This is a genomic window from Azorhizobium sp. AG788 (assembly GCF_943371865.1).
Taxonomy (GTDB): Bacteria; Pseudomonadota; Alphaproteobacteria; order Rhizobiales; family Xanthobacteraceae; genus Azorhizobium.
In genome coordinates, this window is record NZ_CALRWL010000028.1 from 1 (window position 1) to 15761 (window position 15761).

Below are 15761 nucleotides of genomic sequence, written 5' to 3' on the forward strand. Positions count from 1 at the left end.
AGACGATGACGCGCATTACCGGCACGCGGATCGGGGATGTCGTCGAAGATCGAGATCAAACAGGACATCGGCGGCGCCTCCTCTACGCCGCCCACCAATCGAATCCGTTTCGCCAAAATCGACAACTGCCAAATGCGATTCCCCTGCCCCCGCAAGGGGGGAGGGTGAAATCCGCAAGGGCGTCGCCAAGATTTGAGGTGTCCGTCCCGGCATGGCGGGCCGGCCCCTCCCGACGCAACGCGCCCCCTCCCCCCGTGCGGGGGAGGGCTGGGGAGGGGGGTGAAACGGCCCCGGTCCGCCCGCACGGCGGGTAGAGCTTGGTCGGAGAACAGCTTCAGCCGGCGCCTATGCGCAAACGCAAACGGGCGCCGGTGGAACCGGCGCCCGCTGTCATCGCGAGAGAAAGAGGCTCAATGCTGGTGGCCGCCGGCTGCCGCGGGGGCGCTGGCGCCGAGGCCGCGCACGTCGAAGGTGACATCCACCTTGCCGGCCTTCTGGAACACCAGGACGCCCTTGACCTTCTCGCCTTCCTTCAGCGGCTGCTTCAGGTCCATGAACATCAGGTGGAAGCCGCCCGGCGCCAGCTCGACGCTCTTGCCCGGCGCGATCTCCAGCCCGGCGGCCAGCGGACGCATGGTCATGACGCCATTGTTCATGGCCATTTCGTGGATCTCCACCCGCCCGGACTGTTCAAAGGTGGCGGAGACCAGCCGGTCCGGGGTGGTGCCGGTATTGGTGATCTTCAGGAAGCCGCCGGCCACCTTGGCGCCACCGGGGGTTGCCCGGCTCCAGGGGGCATCGAGGGTCAGATCGCCCACCTTGATGACGCCGGCCGGCGCGGCCGCAGCGGCCACCTTCAGCAGCGGCGCGGGGCGCGGCGGCATGGGCTGGCCCTGCATGGCCATTTCGGACCAGTCGGTGGCGCCCTTCTCGCAGGTCTGCAGCACCGGGAACGCCAAATTCTGCCCACCGGCATCCGCCTGCACCGAGCCGATGAAGATGAATTCCTCATATTGCGCGTCGGGCAGGTTGCCGCCGGACCAGGTGATGGACTTCACCCCTTCGCTGATGGTCTTGCCATGGGAGGTGTAGGGCTTGGCATAAGGCGCGGTTTCGGTGGCCACGGTCCAGCCGGCCTTCGGCATGGGCTTCACGCCCACCACGCCCTCGGGAATGGTGACCTTGATGGCGGTGGTGGCGCTGCCGTCGCAGCCATGGGGCACGCGCAAGGCGGTGCGGATGGAGGTGCCGGCCTGGGCCTGATTGGGGGCCAGCGTCACATGGGCGGCGGCGGGGCCGGCGATCAAAGCGGAAGCGAGGGCGGCCACGGGAAGGGCGCGCGCGGCAAGGCGAGAAAACATGGGGCGAGAGAACATGGAACGTCTCCTGAACGGTTTTTGAGGGTTTCAAGCGCACGGGATCAGCCGCGCGCCGGAGGCCCCCGCGCCGCAAAGGAGACATGCCGCACCGGCGCTGCCGCGCGCTCGGAGGTTGGGGTCGCCGCCGCCAGCCGCTGCGGCTCGGGAAAGGCCAGGGCAATGGACGCGGGCGGATCGAGCGCGGCGGGTGCCGCCGCCGCCAGGCAGCCGAAGGCGCAGCACAAGGCGGTATGGTCGGCATCGCCGCTATCGGAGCCGCCCTCGCTGTGGCCCTGGCAGATCACGCCGGTGGCGACACCCACCGCATGCTCGGTGGCGGCGATGCCGCCCACCAGCATCTGGCACAGCAGCGCATAGGCCAGCACCAGGCGGGAAACCCACCTGCCCACCGCCTGCACCGTGCCGCTGCGCGTCGTCATGACAGCGGGCTTAGGACGGCTGATGACGGGAGGCAAGGGCTGAAGGCGCCGCAGGGGCTGGGTGGGGGCCGGCGTGATCCGAGACCGCCTTGGACTGGCAGTGTCGATGAACCTCCGCTTACAGGTCTGAAGGCGAAGGCATACCCTGCCGCGTACCGGCTCTCGACTGCGCTTTCAGTGACATCTGCTTTGCGCCCCAATGGCGGCCATAAATTCCAGCGCCTGCGGGACGAACGTCACTCTGAAACTGCCAAAAACAAACTCAGGGATTGCACTTAGTGTAGAGCATAGGTATATGCTCTTTCAGCACTTCGAGAGATGGTCTCACGAAGGCACCGAGAAAAAAGGTTTTTCTCTATGAACCAAACTGATGAGCTCCGCGCTGCCATCGAAGCCGCACGGCAAGACGTACACGCTAGCGTTGAACGGAGCTTTGACGCTCTCCTTCAACGCCTCATTCCTGAGGCCAAGACGCCAACGGGTGGCGTCAACTTCAACGATCCCACCGATGAGCACTGTCGTGACCCCCGCAACAAAAACGGTCACAACCTGACCCCTGAGGGCGTGGAAATCCTGTTCCGCCTTCTCGATCAGGGTGCTGGCTACAACTCGGCGGGCCGCAAGATGTCTGTCACCCAGACAGCGGTGAAGAACCGCAAGAAGGACTGGGAAGCAGCAGGCGGGCTGAAGCGAAAGAAGCTCTTCGTTTCCTTCCTCGACACGCGAAAATGAGCCCTGGGAGGAAGATATGATAGGTAATATCACACCATATTCGACTGTTGCTTCTGTATGGGAAACACTCAAGAATCCCCGCGAGTATGTCGCGGGCGTTCGTCATAAAATGATGAACTGCGCAAAACAGCACGGCAACGCCGAAGTCAAGATTGGGGTGACCGGCAGAGGCTATCAGCCCTGTTATCGTATTACCTACAAGGTTGGTGACTCCGAGCGCATCTACGGCTCCTACTGGGACAATCATCAGCCACTTGAACGAGAAGACGCCCTCAACCAAAATTGGGCAACAGCTTCGATGGCCGCCGATGAGGTGGACAATTTCCTGAAAGAGAAAATCAACTGGCAAGCTCCGAAGGGCAAAGCGAAGTAGGACAGAGCCCCGGAGCAATTCGGGGCTTTTTCCTTAATCCAGCATTTCGGCGGAATATTATCAGGCAATGCCGGCGCGACGCCGCCGGGGCGTCACAGCCGGGGGGGGCACACAATGGTTTTCTGGTTTCCGCTGCTAATGTGGGCCTTGGCCCTCGCCTATGCCGTCTTCGCCATCGTCCGCGCACCCGGCCGGCGCTCCTTCGGCTTCATCGCCGATCGGCTGATCGTCGGCATTCTGCTGTTTCCCGTCGGCCTCATGGGGCTGTGGGCGGCGCTGGGGCATATCGTGTTCGGCGCCCAGGCGGCGGCCAGCATCGGCTGGGCGCCGAGCCCGTTCCAGTTCGAGGTGGGGGTGGCCAATCTCGGCATCGGCCTCGCCGGGCTGATCGGCGCGATCTATCGCGATTGGGGCTATCGGCTGGCGGTGGCGGTGATGACCTGCGGCTTTCTCGGCGGCGCCGCCGTGGGCCATGTGGTGCAGATTGCCACCACCGGCAACCTTGCGGCGGGCAATGCAGGCCCCATTCTCTATACGGATGTGCTCACCCCCCTGGCCCTGCTCATCCTGCTCGGCCTCACCTGGCGATCCGCACGGCGCCGCATGCCGTAACAAGGGGGACAGATAAGGCGCCCCATGTCCAAGACTCCCGGTTCCGATACCCCCAACACCCCTGACGATGCCGAACGCAACCGCTTCTCCGCCCGCGCCGCCCGTTATGCGCGGGTGGGGGCCAATGTGGGCGGGGTGGCCGCCCGCATGGCCGGCGCACGGCTGATGGGCGGGGCCGGCGCCGGCAATGCCGCCGCGCTCTCGGCGGCGCTGGGATCGCTGAAGGGGCCGCTGATGAAGGTGGCCCAGTTGATGGCCACCATTCCCGATCTGCTGCCGCCCGATTATGCCGCCGAACTGCAGAAGCTGCAGAGCGATGCCCCGCCCATGGGCTGGGCGTTCGTGCGCCGCCGCATGATGGCCGAACTGGGCCGCGACTGGGAAAGCCGCTTTTCCTCGTTCGAGCACAAGCCCGCCGCCGCCGCCTCCTTAGGCCAAGTGCACCGGGCGGTGGCGCTGGATGGCGAGGCTTTGGCCTGCAAGCTGCAATATCCCGACATGCAGGCCGCCGTGGAGGCCGACCTCAACCAATTGGACATTCTGTTCTCGCTCCATCGCCGCATGGATGCGGCCATCGACACCCGCGAGATCGCCGGCGAGATCGGCGCGCGGGTGCGCGAGGAACTGGACTATCGCCGCGAGGCCAAGCACGCCGATCTCTATCGCCTGATGCTGGCGGATGACCCGCAGGTCCGGGTGCCGCGCGTGCGCGCCGATCTCTCCACCGGCCGCCTGCTCACCCTGGAATGGCTGGAGGGGCAGAAGATCCTCGGCTTCACCGACCATTCGCTAGAGGAGCGCAACCGGCTGGCGCAGGCCATGTTCACCGCCTGGTGGCTGCCGTTCAGCCGCTATGGCGTCATCCATGGCGACCCGCATCTGGGCAATTACACCGTGTTCGTGGATGAGGCCGGCGCGCCGCAGGGCATCAATTTGTTGGATTACGGCTGCATCCGCATCTTCCCGCCGCGCTTCGTGGCCGGGGTGGTGGATCTCTATCGGGGCCTCGGCTCCGGCGATGAGGCCCGCGTGGTGCATGCCTATGAGACCTGGGGCTTCAAGGGCCTCACCCGCGAACTGATCGAGGTGCTGAACATCTGGGCGCGCTTTATCTATGGGCCGCTGCTGGACGACCGGGTGCGCACCATCGCCGATGGGGTGGAGCCGGGCCATTACGGCCGGCGGGAAGCGTTCCAGGTCCACACCGCCTTGAAGCGGCTGGGGCCGGTGACGGTGCCGCGGGAATTCGTGTTCATGGACCGCGCCGCCATTGGCCTCGGGGCGGTGTTCCTGCATCTGAAGGCGGAACTGAACTTTCATCAGTTGTTCGAGGCCGCCATCGGCGATTTCTCGCAAGAGCAGGTGGCGGCACGGCAAAGCGCGGCGCTGGCCCAAGTGGGGCTTTAAGCTTTGGGGCTTTAAGAGGCCGGCCCCGCTGCGGTGGGGCTGTGCGCAACCTGGGCCGGGGGTCGCTTTCGCGGCGCCCCGGACATTGACATCGGCGGCGCCGGCCCGTATCACGCCGGCTCTGTTCCATTCCACGGGTCTGACGAGCCGCGCGGTTCAGCGCGCCGCGGTCGGCCGAGGCAAGTCGAAAGCTAGTGTCATGAAGATCCGGAATTCGCTCAAGTCCCTCATCGGCCGTCACCGCGACAACCGTCTGGTGCGCCGCAAGGGCCGCATGTACATCATCAACAAGACCCAGAAGCGCTACAAGGCGCGCCAGGGTTGATGATCCGCGCCGCCGTCAGGCGGCGCGATCACCGTTGCGTGGCGCGCCCACACAACGGTTGACGGGCGCACCGATGCGCCCGAAACTTGAGCCATGATGCTTTCGCGCACGGCCCTCCGGATTTCCGGTTTTACCCGCCGATTGTCCCGCACCCGCGTTCTCGACGCGGTGCGGCGGCTGGATTTCGTGTGTCGCATTCCCCGTGTGTCGCATGCCGGAACAGCGCGTCCATCGCCTCTGTTCCCCGGTATTTCCCACCGGAATAGCGCGATCATCCGCCTGTGTGCCATTGCGGTGACGGCTCTGGTCGGCTTGAGCCTCCCGCTCGCCGCCCAGACCACCGGCCCGGTGCCCAAATCCGGCCGCGAGGCGCCCGCCGCCGCCCCGGACACCGCCCAACCGGCCCCCGTCCGCCCCAAGCTCCCCCGCGACAAGCGCGCCCAATTGGACGCCATGTTTGAGGCCCTGCGCCTCGCCCCGGACGAGGCCAGCGCCAAGATCCTGGCGGAGCGACTGGACACGCTGATGTCCGAGACCACCAGCACCGGTGCCGACATCCTGCTGGCCCGCGCCAATCTGGCGGCGGACTCCAAGCAATACGACCTCTCCGTGGCGCTGCTGGATGAAGTGGTGGAGCAGGATCCGGACTCTCTGGCCGGCTTCAGCCGCCGGGCAACGGTGCTTTATCTTCAGGATGACTATGCCGGCGCCATGGCCGATATTCGCGAAGTCCTGGCCCGCGAGCCGCGCCACTTCACGATCCTTCTGGGCATGGCCATGATCCTGCGGGAACTGGGCGATGACGCCCACGCTTTGGAGGCCGCCCGCCGGGCCCTGGCCATCAACCCGCATTTGACCGCCGCCAAGGAGCTGGAAAGCCAGCTCGCCACCAAGGTGGACGGCCGCGGCATCTGAGCCGGGCCGCCAAGCGGTTTGCGGAAACCGCGTCAGGACAAGGACTTAGCGCGCCGCCTGCCCCCTGCCCGCCCCTAGGCCGGGCCGCTGGGCACGAAGGCGATGCGGATCATATTGGTCGCCCCCGGGGTCCCGAACGGCACCCCCGCCACCACGATGATCCGCTGCCCCGGCCGCGCAAACCCTTCCGATTGCGCCAGTTCGCAGGCCCGGTCCACCATGTCGCCGGTGTCGTGGGCATCCTCCGTCACCACGCAATGCACCCCCCAGGACAGGGTCAGCCGCCGGCCGGTGGCGGGGTTGGGCGTCAGGGCGATGATCAGCGGCCGCGGCCGTTCGCGGGCCACCCGCACCGCGGTGGCGCCCGAGGCGGTCCAGCACACCACCGCCCCCAGATCCAGCGTTTCCGCGATCTGGCGGGTGGCGGCGGCGATGGCATCGGCCGTTGTCGGCTCCGGCGCCGGTCGCTGGGCATCGATCACCGCCCGATAGGTGGGGTCGCTCTCCACCTCCTCGGCGATGCGGTTCATGGTCGCCACCGCCTCCACCGGATATTGCCCGGCGGCGGATTCCGCTGACAGCATAATGGCATCGGCCCCCTCGAACACGGCGGTGGCCACGTCCGAGACCTCGGCGCGGGTGGGCACCGGCGAGGAGATCATGCTCTCCAGCATCTGGGTCGCCACCACCACCGGCGTGCCGGAGCGGCGGGCGGCGCGGGTCATCTGCTTCTGCAGCCCCGGCACCCGCTCCAGCGGCAATTCCACCCCCAGATCGCCCCGCGCCACCATCAGCGCGTCCGACAATTCCATGATCTCGGCAAGCCGCGCCACTGCTTGCGGCTTCTCCACCTTCACCAGGATGCCCGCCCGGCCGCGGGTGATCTTGCGGGCCTCGGCCACATCCTCCGGCCGCTGCACGAAGGACAGCGCGATCCAGTCCGCCCCGGCCTGCAAGGCCGCGTCCAGGTCGGCGCGATCCTTCGGCGTCAAGGCCGAGGCGGGGATGAGGGTATCGGGCAGGCTCACGCCCTTGCGGTTGGACAGGCGCCCGCCCACCACCACCTCGGTCACCGCCCGATCCGGCGTGGCGGACAGGACTTTCAGGCGGACCTTGCCGTCATCCAGCAGCAGCGTATCGCCCGCCGCCAGAGCGGCCAGGATCTCGGGATGCGGCAGGTGAACCCGGCTGGCATCGCCGGGCGTGGGGTCGCCATCCAGCACGAACTGCGCCCCGGCCTTGAGGATGGTGGCCCCGTCCTGGAACGCGGCGATGCGCAGCTTCGGACCCTGGAGGTCGGCCAGAATGCCGATCGGCCGGCGATAGCGCTCCTCAATGGCGCGGATGTCGGTGACGAACTGGCCCAGAGCCTCATGGGTGGTGTGGCTCATGTTGATGCGGAACACGTCCGCACCGGCCAGGAACAGCTGCTCGATCACGGCGGGGTCGGACGAAGCCGGCCCAAGGGTTGCAACGATCTTTGTGCGCCTTTGCCGTCTCATGATCGCCCCTCCTGATCCCGCCTTTGCGGCAGAGCTTAGCTGATTTCTATGGCGTCTTCGCCCGTGACGGCGGCGCGGGCAGCGGCATGGGAATGCCGGCGGGCGGGGTGCCGGTGGAGACGCGAGCCGGGCTCTGGTTGCCCTCGGTCAATTGCACCGTCCAGCCCTTTTGCTCGTTGGTGTCCACCTCCAGGAAGCCGGTCTTGTCGAACCCCCGTGCCAGGCAGTCCTCCACGCCCCTGATGGTGAATTCCTTGTCCCGCGTGCACATGAACGCCTTGCCGGACCACTCGCCGCCCTGGTCGTAGTCCACCGCGTACAGATAATAGAAGCGCGCGACGAGATCGCCCCGCAACAGGGTCTCGCAGCTGTTGGCGGAGACGTTCCACCAGCCCTCCGTGGCCCAGATGTCGCCTTCCTTGTAGCCGATGGCCACCCCGACCCGGCTCTGGGTGCGGTTGCACAGGCGGAAATCCGCCGCCGCCGGCGTCGCCACCAGGCTGAACAGGCCGGCGGTTCCCGCCAGCGCCACGAGCGTGAACAGCCGATGGGCCATGCGCCGGAGAAGCTGAGAGCGGGTCATGCCTGGCAAGCGCTGAGACGGAGAAAGCAACATCGGGATGTGTGTGTGCCCGTGCCTGGGACCGTCGTCAACATGCCGACGGATCCATGGTTTGCTGTCTTCTCTCGCCTGATCACGGCGGCAGCGAGGCGGCTCATGGCAGGGACGCCGGCGGGGTGGGCACGGCCCGCGGCCGGGCGAGGAACAATCCCAGCACGATGAGGCCCGCGCCCGCGCCCTGCAACGCCCCCAGACGCTCGCCCAGAACCAGCCAGCCCAGAGCGGCCGCGGACACCACCTCCAGGAAGAACACCAGGGCGCCGAACACCGGCGGCACCACCGCCAATCCCACCGCCATCAATCCCTGCCCGCCCACCTGGCTCACCACCGCCAGGGCCAGCAGCGCCAGGGCGCCGGACACGCTGGAGGGGATCAAGGTCGGCTCCAGAACCAGGGCCACGGCCAGCAGCACCAGGGAGGTGACGGCAGTGGACAGGAACGTCACCAGCCCGGCGCCGAACCGCCCCCGCGCCTGACGCACCGCCAGGAAATAGGCGGCGAAGAACATGGCGGTGATCAGCCCGGCGGCATCGCCCGGCAGCTTATCGGGGGCAAACTGCCAGCTGTCGCCGATCAGCGCCAAGGTGCCGGCCACGCACAGCAAAAGGCCGGCGGCGAGCGGCCAGGTCAGCTTCTCCTTCAGCACCAGGAAGGCGTAGAGCGCCACCCACAGGGGCGAGGTGGTGGCCAGAACCGCCGCGTTTGCCACCGTGGTGCCGAGGATGGCCAGATGCCAGAAAATCAGGTCGCCGGCGAAAAACAGCCCAGCCAGTAGCGAGGCCCGATCCGGCAAGGGGGGCCGCTGCCCGGTCTCGGCCATGGCCCAGGCGAGCAGGAACGGCAGCGCCAAGGCGGTGCGCCAGAACGCACTGGCGAACGGGCCGACGTCCGCCAGACGCACGAACAGCACCGAGGCGCCCATGGCCAGCGCCCCGGCCACCAGAGCGGAGACGCCAAAGGCCAGACGCAAAGGCTCAGCGGGGACTTGGCTCACGGCTGGGAGCCACGCGGCGGCAGGGGAATGAACACGGACGCACGAACCTGCGGCAGGAAGGACACCAAGGCGGGACCGAAGCCCGCGACGTTCAGGTCGTGGCGGCAGATCCGGTGCGCCAAGGCTTGCACGAAAGGCGCGCGCGCGCCACATCCCGAAGAGAGCAAGCATGGCGCCATACCTGCAACGATCACCTTGATCGCGCCTGGTGGAGCCCCCCTCAGAAGGAGACCGTCCATGACGCGCCTATCGGACGACGAGCAGATCCGTCTTGAAGCCGCTGTCTTTCGGCGGCTGGTGGCGCATCTCGGCGAGCGCACCGATGTGCAGAACATCGATTTGATGAATCTTGCCGGCTTCTGCCGCAACTGCCTGTCGAACTGGTATCTGGAGGCTGCACAGGCGGACGGATTGCCGGTGACCAAGGACGAAAGCCGCGAGCGCGTCTACGGCATGCCCTATGAGGCCTGGAAGGCGCTGCACCAGAGCGAAGCCACCCCCGCCCAGAAAGCCGCGTTCGAAGCGGCGAAGCCGGAGCACTGAGTTTGGCGCCACAGGACCAGCCTCCGTGGCTGGTCAGGCGCCGCGGCGCCGGGCGAAGCGATTCTCCGACCGTTGCGCCCCGGCCTGCCGGCGCGGGAGGCGTTGAAGCCGCACATCGGAGCCCGGCGCCTGCCGAAATCCTGTGGTGCAAAGGATTCTTGCCCGTCGGCGGCCGCGCATAGGTGGATTGCGGGGACGCTTCCTTGACGTGGGCCACGCAATGCCCCCTCTATCCTCGCCCTCCGGCCTTTGCAGACGGGCAGCGCAGCGTCCGGCGCAGCGCGCCGTTTGCAGGGCGGAGCGTGAACCTGTCCCAGGTTCGCGCCGATTGAATTTGACGATGCAGCATCGATCCCGCCGGTCACGGCACGGTCGATGGTGGCTTCAGCCACGCTGCGCAGCAGGAGTGAGACGATGACGGCAGATGTGGCGGATACCGGCGTTGCCGCTGAGGAACTGAAGCAGTTCGTCGAGCGCATTGAGCGGCTGGAAGAGGAAAAGAAGGCCATCGCGGACGACATCAAGGATGTCTATGCGGAGCTGAAGGCCCGCGGCTTCGATGCGAAGGCCGTTCGCAAGCTGGTGCAGATCCGCCGTCAGGACGCGCAGGAGCGTCAGGAGCAGGAAGCGATCCTTGAACTCTACATGCAGGCCCTCGGCCTCGTCTGAGGAGTGACGCCGGCCGCGCGCCGGCGATCAAAGCGCCGAGCCCGACGCAGCCGGATGGCTGCCTCGCGGCCGCAGGGCCGCGCCGTCCCCGCACGGGGCACAGGCATTTCCCGGAGATACCATTTCCCGTAGATGCAAGGTTATTGCGCCTGTCGGCGGTCTTCCGCTTGGGCGTCCCTTGGTGTGCAGCCAAACGCATCCTGGACGCGGGCATCGGTCCCCATGATGGACATCGCCGCGGACGGGACGGACTGGATCGCCCCAGTGTCAGTTGGATCGAGATAGCAGCACGCGACCGCACCGCTCTCCCGCCCCGCACACTTCACGTCCGATCCCAAATGCAGGCAGATCGTTCAGTGCGGTCGGGATCGCGCGTGGCGAGGCCGAGGGTCAACGCAGCTTATCAGGGCAGCCGCTGGCTCAAGCGCACCGGCTGAGCCTGGAAGACATAAGTGGGCAGAGAGACCACCGCCTCACCGCTGAAGCGCGCCGTGGAGAGCCCGCCGGTGGGATCGGCGCCGAAGCCGGTGGCGACCACCTCGCGCGGGGCGGTGATGAAGGCGGTGAAGACGCGGGTCTCCGGCATCTTCAGATAGGCCTCCCCGGTCAGGCCCGGCGCGCGGAACAGACGGCCGAAGGGGATATCCGCCGAGCGTGCGGCAGTCCGCAACTTGGGTTGCGGCGCCGCCGCCACGGCGGCATTGGCCGGCAAGCTGCCCATGATATCGCCGGTTGCGGCATAGCCGAGCAAGGTCGTGCCGGCAGTACCCGACTGCTCGCTGACGCCGCGGGTGATGACGGCGGGTAGCGGGACGCTACCCGGCATCTGCAGGTTCGCCACCTGGGTCGGCGCGACCGGACGCTTCAAGGGCAGAGGGGCCAGGGGGGCATTGACCGCCTGCGCCGTCATCATGGTCGCGGCGGCGATCTCCGCCGGGCGCGCCGGAGGCAGCGGCCGGGCGGCAACCGCAGTGACCACCGGCTGGGCGGCCTGGGCCACCGGGGCCGGCGCCGGCTTGGCAGGAGCGGCGGACGCCACCTGGGTCGGACGCTGGCTGCGGCTCGGACGGGCGGCCTCTTCTTCACCCGCGTCGCTCTCTTCCGGCAACTGCTTGGTGAACAGCGAGGCGAAGAACTTCTTGATGCCCTTCAGGCCGTCGGCCTGGGCCACTTCGGCGGGGGCATTGCCGCGGGATTCCAATTCGGCCAGCGCCTCATGGTAGCCGGAGAGCGGCTTGCCATCGCTGGGGACCAGAACCGTCTTGCCATCGGGGAACAGGCGCGCCAGTTCGTCGTGGCTCATGCGCGGCCACATGCGCACGCCGCCGGTATCCATATGGACGAAATTGGAGGACGGATAGAAGCCGACACCGCCCCGCTGCAGCCGCAGGCCGGCGGCCCGCAGCGACGAGAGCTGCACGCCGGGGATATAGAAATCCATCGCCTTGCCGCGCATGTGCTGGCTGGTTTCGGCCACCGCCTTGCTGCGGGAGCGCAGCATGGAATTGGTCTGCGGCGAGCGATAGCCGCACAGGATGGTGATCGGTGCTGAAGCGTCGACGTCGCGATAGACTTCCCAGATCACGTCGAACAGGTGGGGGTCCATCTCCGTCGGCTCATCCTTGCGCCAATCGCGCATGATCCAATTTAGCTTGGTGAGCACTTCGGTGTCGTAGCGACCGTCCTTCTTGAAGGTGTAGGAGCCGCTTTCGCCCGTATGGGCATTGGTAAAGGAAAGAGTCCGGGTGTCCCCGTTCGCCACCGCATTCTGGAGCGAGGTCGAGCCTCCCACCATCACGGAGACCGCCACCGCCACATACCGACCGACCTTCAGCGTCGCAACGCCTCTGCCGGATGAGGTCCAGGCTTGGAGGCGGCTGCGGAGGGGCGCGAAGAGTGCGTTATCAATGGGCAAAGGTCGGAACCCGGGGCTCAGGTCTATCCAGGCCGCGCGCGTACGCGCGGTGCGAAGCTCAACGGAGTCTTGTCGGGTTCGGTTAAGGGCACGTTGACGCCCGTCGCTCCCAGGTCACGGTGCCGTGAGTAATGGCCCACTATGGCAAAATCGTGCCAGTTCCCCGTGTCATGCAAGATACACGCAAGCTCTAGCACACGGAGTTAACAGGAAAATTTTCTGCACACCTAAACCGGATACAACAGGATACCGCTCCTCATCGCGGCAAAATGGAGGCAGCAGTGCACCTCCATCTCTTGCAATCCAATCATATTCCAGCCCTGGCAGCAGCCCAAGCCGTCGCGATCAGCGGGGAACCGGCGCGGTGCGCGTGGCCAGCTTCTGCTCCGGATCGAGATGCAGCAGCTCCTTGACCTGCGCATTGGTGCCGTAGACATCATCGCGCGACACCAGCCGGCCGCTCTCGTCCACGAAGGTGGTGAAATAGACCAGGTGCACCGGAATGCGCTGCTTCAGAGTGAGATAGCGCTCCGCACCGCCCAGCATTTTGCCGATCTTCTCGTCGGTCCAGTTCTGCCCCGGCATGCCCAGGTTGAAAATCACCTCGGCGAACTTCAGCGGATCCTGGACCCGGATGCAGCCGTGGCTGTACGCGCGCCGATCATTGGCGAACAATGCCTTTGACGGCGTGTCGTGCAGATAGACCGAGTGGTCATTGGGGAACATGAACTTGATGCGTCCGAGCGCATTGCGCTCGCCAGGGGGCTGCCGGAACGAATAGCCGCCCACGCCCTGGGCCCAATTCACCGTGCCCGGATCCACCACCCGGCCATTGCGCACCACTTCCATGCCCTGGCGGGCGAGGAAATAGGGGTCGCGCTGCAGGTTCGGCAGCATTTCCTTGCGGGCGATGGACGGCGGGATGTTCCAATACGGGTTCAGCACGACATATTCCATGTCGTGGGTGAGCAGCGGAGTCTGGTTCTCCGGCTTGCCCACCACCACGCGAGTCTGGTGGACGGTGGAGCCGGCCTGCACCACCCGGACCACATATTCGGGAATGTTCACCATCACATAGGTGTTGCCGAGATCCCGCGGCAGCCAACGCCAGCGCTCCATATTGGCGATGATGTCGGAGCGCCGGTCGGCGGCACTCTCCACCCGGTTCAGGGCCTCCAGCGTCGCAGCGCCCACCACCCCGTCCGCATTGAGACCGGCGGAGGCCTGATAGGCCATCACCGCGCCGGCCAGCGCCTGATCATAGAGCCGGTCTCCGGCCACCGCCGACTTCAGGTTGAGGCGGGCGCGCAGCGCTGGAACGCGAGGGTCCACATCGCCGGGCCGCAGCGTCGAACCCGCCGGCACATGCACCGGCACCGGACCGCTGGTGCGGGTTTGCGCGGTCGCCAATTTGCCCTTCAAGGCCCAATAGCCGGGATGGGTCGGATTGTAAGCCGCTAGCGCCTTGGACGCATCCGGCGCCGCGGCAAGGCCCACCAAGACCGCATTCGGCTCAGGGAAGGTGCGCAGCGGGGTAATCTGCGCCGAGATGCGCGACGGATCGAACCGGCCCGCCTGGGCATGCCGCGCATAGAGCAGCGCCGACGCGGCCAGCCGAACCTCGGCCCGCGCCAACGCGGGAAGATCGGGGCTGGCGGTCAATTTGGCCCGACCATAATCGGCCGGATCTAGCCCATCTTCCCCTGCCGCGGCAAAACGCGCTTCGACACCGCGACCAACGGCGGTGAGGCCGTGGTCATCCACGAACACCGGCTGGTCCTGGCGCGCGGCATAAAACGCCTGGATGGCATCCTGCTCGCGCTTGGTGATGCCGAGCCCCTCCAGCGAGGGCAAGGCAAGCAGGAGGCGAACCTGTTCTGCCAGCGGGCTCAGGGGCGCAGCCTGCACCACAACGGGTGCGGACTGCGGCGCGGGGGCTTCCGCCGCCCCGGTCGCGGGAGCCGAGGTCTGGGCCGGCGCGCTCACCACCGGTTGCGCCGGCGCGGGGCCATCGGCCGGCGCTGAAGCTGTCGATCGGGCGGGTTCGCCCTGGGGTGCCACCGGTTCAGAGGCGGCCGCGGTCGACGGAGCCTTCGGCGTAGCCGACTGCGCGACCGGAGGAACGGCATGGGGCGCTGTCGCCGTGTCAGCGGGAACCGGCGCAGGTCCGGGCACCACATCCACGTGATTGGGCGGCCACGGGACATGCGGCACGGGAGCGTGGGCCGCAGGCGCGGGGTGCGACGCCTCCGGTGCAGCGGCAGAAGACGCGGGGCCGGTTGTGCCCGGCAAGGTGGCGTCGGATGCGTTGCCTTCGGCGCGAACCGCGGAGACGAAGCCTGGGACGGACAGGGCACCGCCCGCCAGCACGGCCCCAACCATCAGCCCGGCAAACACACGACCGGCCGTCGGCCTGGGAAGAGGACGCTCCAAGGGACGCTCCATCACTGCAACTCTTTCCACGGTGGTCGCGCGCCCCCGCACGATGTTCAATTCACAACCCCTCGTGGCAGACGGTTTTCACCGCTCTGTCACTCAGCCGCCACAGCCAGCGGGGCAAAACGCTCGGTCACAGGCAATCCTAAAGCCGTAAGCTTTCGGTAAAGGGTTGAGCGCCCGATTCCGAGCCGGCGCGCGACTTCGGTCATCCGGCCGCCGTAGAGGGCCACCGCCGCGCGAATCACTTCCGCCTCCAATTGCTCCAACGGACGGGCATGGCCGCCAGCGTCCACAAGAGGCAGCGTCTCCGCAATCCCCTCCGCGGACTGCATTTCCTCGGCCTCGTCCCACGCGAGCGCATCGGCATCGTGGGCGAGACGCAGGTGCGTCTCCCGCACCGCAGGTGCCGCCACCATCTCCGGGCGGGGGCTGCTGGCGGCAGCCAGCGCCAACGCATTCGTGATCGCAACCTTGAGGCGCAGTGTGCCCGCCGGCTTGACCACGAAGTCGCGGGCGCCGGCCCGCAGCGCCGAGGCGGCGCCATCGAGCCCGGCGTGCGTCACCGCAGCCACGACGGGAATGGGACACCCCCTCGCCTTCAGCACGCCCAGAACCCCCATGCCGTCCAGCCCCGGCAGCACCAGGTCCAGAAGCATCAGGTCGAACGGTTCGGCCGCGAGGCGCGCCAGCGCGGCATCGCCGTCACCGCAGGCGGTCACCACGAATCCGAGATGAGTGAGCGCCGATTCGAGCCGGGCGCGTTCGAGAAAGTCGTCTTCTACCAGGAGGATACGGGCTGTCATGGGAATCCGGTCACGCACGAATCCCACAAGCTTCGCCGGGCGAGGTTAACGAAACCAACCGCCTCCCCCAGCTTTCCGCCCCAGCGTCAGCCCAACCCGTCTTTTCCCGACC

Annotated in this window: 15 protein-coding genes and 2 pseudogenes; 8 read left to right on the forward strand and 9 right to left on the reverse strand. The window is 67.1% G+C overall.

Annotated features, from left to right (window positions below; all coding sequences use genetic code 11):
* Positions 1 to 410 precede the first annotated feature (410 nt).
* Complete coding sequence (locus AAG816_RS16310; RefSeq protein ID WP_341990718.1) at positions 411 to 1376, reverse strand: DUF1775 domain-containing protein; 966 nt, start codon at positions 1374 to 1376, stop codon at positions 411 to 413.
* Positions 1377 to 1420: 44 nt separating this feature from the next.
* On the reverse strand, positions 1421 to 1798 hold the full coding sequence (locus AAG816_RS16315; protein ID WP_341990719.1) for a DUF2946 family protein: 378 nt from the start codon (positions 1796 to 1798) through the stop codon (positions 1421 to 1423).
* 357 nt (positions 1799 to 2155) lie between these two features.
* On the opposite strand from AAG816_RS16315, the gene AAG816_RS16320 reads away from it, so the two are divergent.
* From AAG816_RS16320 to AAG816_RS16345, 6 genes are all read left to right on the forward strand, one after another.
* Complete coding sequence (locus tag AAG816_RS16320) at positions 2156 to 2530, forward strand: hypothetical protein (protein ID WP_341990720.1); 375 nt, start codon at positions 2156 to 2158, stop codon at positions 2528 to 2530.
* A 16-nt stretch (positions 2531 to 2546) separates the two neighbouring features.
* Positions 2547 to 2903, forward strand: a complete 357-nt coding sequence (locus AAG816_RS16325; RefSeq protein ID WP_341990721.1) for a hypothetical protein — start codon at positions 2547 to 2549, stop codon at positions 2901 to 2903.
* A 114-nt stretch (positions 2904 to 3017) separates the two neighbouring features.
* A complete protein-coding gene (locus AAG816_RS16330) occupies positions 3018 to 3515 on the forward strand; it encodes a DUF6790 family protein (RefSeq protein ID WP_341990722.1) in 498 nt (165 codons plus the stop codon).
* 24 nt (positions 3516 to 3539) lie between these two features.
* Positions 3540 to 4922 (forward strand): AarF/ABC1/UbiB kinase family protein, encoded by a 1383-nt coding sequence (locus tag AAG816_RS16335; protein WP_341990723.1) that lies wholly within the window; start codon positions 3540 to 3542, stop codon positions 4920 to 4922.
* A gap of 199 nt (positions 4923 to 5121) precedes the next feature.
* On the forward strand, positions 5122 to 5247 hold the full coding sequence (ykgO, locus tag AAG816_RS16340) for a type B 50S ribosomal protein L36 (RefSeq protein ID WP_341990724.1): 126 nt from the start codon (positions 5122 to 5124) through the stop codon (positions 5245 to 5247).
* Between the two features lie 93 nt (positions 5248 to 5340).
* The gene (locus AAG816_RS16345; RefSeq protein ID WP_341990725.1) at positions 5341 to 6162 is read left to right on the forward strand and encodes a hypothetical protein; all 822 of its coding nucleotides are present in this window, start codon (positions 5341 to 5343) and stop codon (positions 6160 to 6162) included.
* 74 nt (positions 6163 to 6236) lie between these two features.
* Here the strand turns inward: AAG816_RS16345 and pyk are convergent, their stop codons facing one another.
* The 3 genes from pyk to AAG816_RS16360 all read right to left on the reverse strand — a co-directional run bounded on the left by pyk (position 6237) and on the right by AAG816_RS16360 (position 9280).
* On the reverse strand, positions 6237 to 7664 hold the full coding sequence (gene pyk / locus AAG816_RS16350; protein WP_341990726.1) for a pyruvate kinase: 1428 nt from the start codon (positions 7662 to 7664) through the stop codon (positions 6237 to 6239).
* 46 nt (positions 7665 to 7710) lie between these two features.
* Positions 7711 to 8220, reverse strand: a complete 510-nt coding sequence (locus AAG816_RS16355) for a DUF1036 domain-containing protein (protein WP_341990795.1) — start codon at positions 8218 to 8220, stop codon at positions 7711 to 7713.
* A 160-nt stretch (positions 8221 to 8380) separates the two neighbouring features.
* The gene (locus tag AAG816_RS16360; RefSeq protein WP_341990727.1) at positions 8381 to 9280 is read right to left on the reverse strand and encodes a DMT family transporter; all 900 of its coding nucleotides are present in this window, start codon (positions 9278 to 9280) and stop codon (positions 8381 to 8383) included.
* 237 nt (positions 9281 to 9517) lie between these two features.
* On the opposite strand from AAG816_RS16360, the gene AAG816_RS16365 reads away from it, so the two are divergent.
* Together AAG816_RS16365 and AAG816_RS16370 are read left to right on the forward strand one after the other, a co-directional pair.
* The gene (locus tag AAG816_RS16365; RefSeq protein ID WP_341990728.1) at positions 9518 to 9823 is read left to right on the forward strand and encodes a DUF1244 domain-containing protein; all 306 of its coding nucleotides are present in this window, start codon (positions 9518 to 9520) and stop codon (positions 9821 to 9823) included.
* Positions 9824 to 10237: 414 nt separating this feature from the next.
* On the forward strand, positions 10238 to 10492 hold the full coding sequence (locus AAG816_RS16370; RefSeq protein WP_341990729.1) for a DUF2312 domain-containing protein: 255 nt from the start codon (positions 10238 to 10240) through the stop codon (positions 10490 to 10492).
* A gap of 403 nt (positions 10493 to 10895) precedes the next feature.
* Here AAG816_RS16370 and AAG816_RS16375 read toward each other — a convergent pair whose 3' ends face one another.
* From AAG816_RS16375 to AAG816_RS16390, 4 genes and pseudogenes are all read right to left on the reverse strand, one after another.
* The gene (locus AAG816_RS16375) at positions 10896 to 12287 is read right to left on the reverse strand and encodes a DUF882 domain-containing protein (RefSeq protein WP_341990730.1); all 1392 of its coding nucleotides are present in this window, start codon (positions 12285 to 12287) and stop codon (positions 10896 to 10898) included.
* Positions 12288 to 12752: 465 nt separating this feature from the next.
* Positions 12753 to 14393, reverse strand: a complete 1641-nt coding sequence (locus AAG816_RS16380) for a L,D-transpeptidase family protein (protein ID WP_341990731.1) — start codon at positions 14391 to 14393, stop codon at positions 12753 to 12755.
* Positions 14394 to 14938: 545 nt separating this feature from the next.
* Positions 14939 to 15118 (reverse strand): annotated as a pseudogene (locus AAG816_RS16385) (helix-turn-helix domain-containing protein); the annotation flags it as partial.
* Between the two features lie 201 nt (positions 15119 to 15319).
* Positions 15320 to 15649: pseudogene (locus AAG816_RS16390) on the reverse strand (response regulator); the annotation flags it as partial.
* Positions 15650 to 15761 lie beyond the last annotated feature (112 nt).

Coding starts and splice junctions, on each gene's coding strand:
- AAG816_RS16370 (WP_341990729.1), top strand. CDS start 10,238: ATGACGGCAGATGTGGCGGATACCGGCGTTGCCGCTGAGGAACTGAAG.
- AAG816_RS16320 (WP_341990720.1), top strand. CDS start 2,156: ATGAACCAAACTGATGAGCTCCGCGCTGCCATCGAAGCCGCACGGCAA.
- AAG816_RS16355 (WP_341990795.1), bottom strand. CDS start 8,220: ATGGCCCATCGGCTGTTCACGCTCGTGGCGCTGGCGGGAACCGCCGGC.
- AAG816_RS16375 (WP_341990730.1), bottom strand. CDS start 12,287: ATGGTGGGAGGCTCGACCTCGCTCCAGAATGCGGTGGCGAACGGGGAC.
- AAG816_RS16315 (WP_341990719.1), bottom strand. CDS start 1,798: ATGACGACGCGCAGCGGCACGGTGCAGGCGGTGGGCAGGTGGGTTTCC.
- AAG816_RS16365 (WP_341990728.1), top strand. CDS start 9,518: ATGACGCGCCTATCGGACGACGAGCAGATCCGTCTTGAAGCCGCTGTC.
- AAG816_RS16330 (WP_341990722.1), top strand. CDS start 3,018: ATGGTTTTCTGGTTTCCGCTGCTAATGTGGGCCTTGGCCCTCGCCTAT.
- ykgO (WP_341990724.1), top strand. CDS start 5,122: ATGAAGATCCGGAATTCGCTCAAGTCCCTCATCGGCCGTCACCGCGAC.
- AAG816_RS16325 (WP_341990721.1), top strand. CDS start 2,547: ATGATAGGTAATATCACACCATATTCGACTGTTGCTTCTGTATGGGAA.
- AAG816_RS16335 (WP_341990723.1), top strand. CDS start 3,540: ATGTCCAAGACTCCCGGTTCCGATACCCCCAACACCCCTGACGATGCC.
- AAG816_RS16310 (WP_341990718.1), bottom strand. CDS start 1,376: ATGTTCTCTCGCCCCATGTTTTCTCGCCTTGCCGCGCGCGCCCTTCCC.
- AAG816_RS16345 (WP_341990725.1), top strand. CDS start 5,341: ATGATGCTTTCGCGCACGGCCCTCCGGATTTCCGGTTTTACCCGCCGA.
- pyk (WP_341990726.1), bottom strand. CDS start 7,664: ATGAGACGGCAAAGGCGCACAAAGATCGTTGCAACCCTTGGGCCGGCT.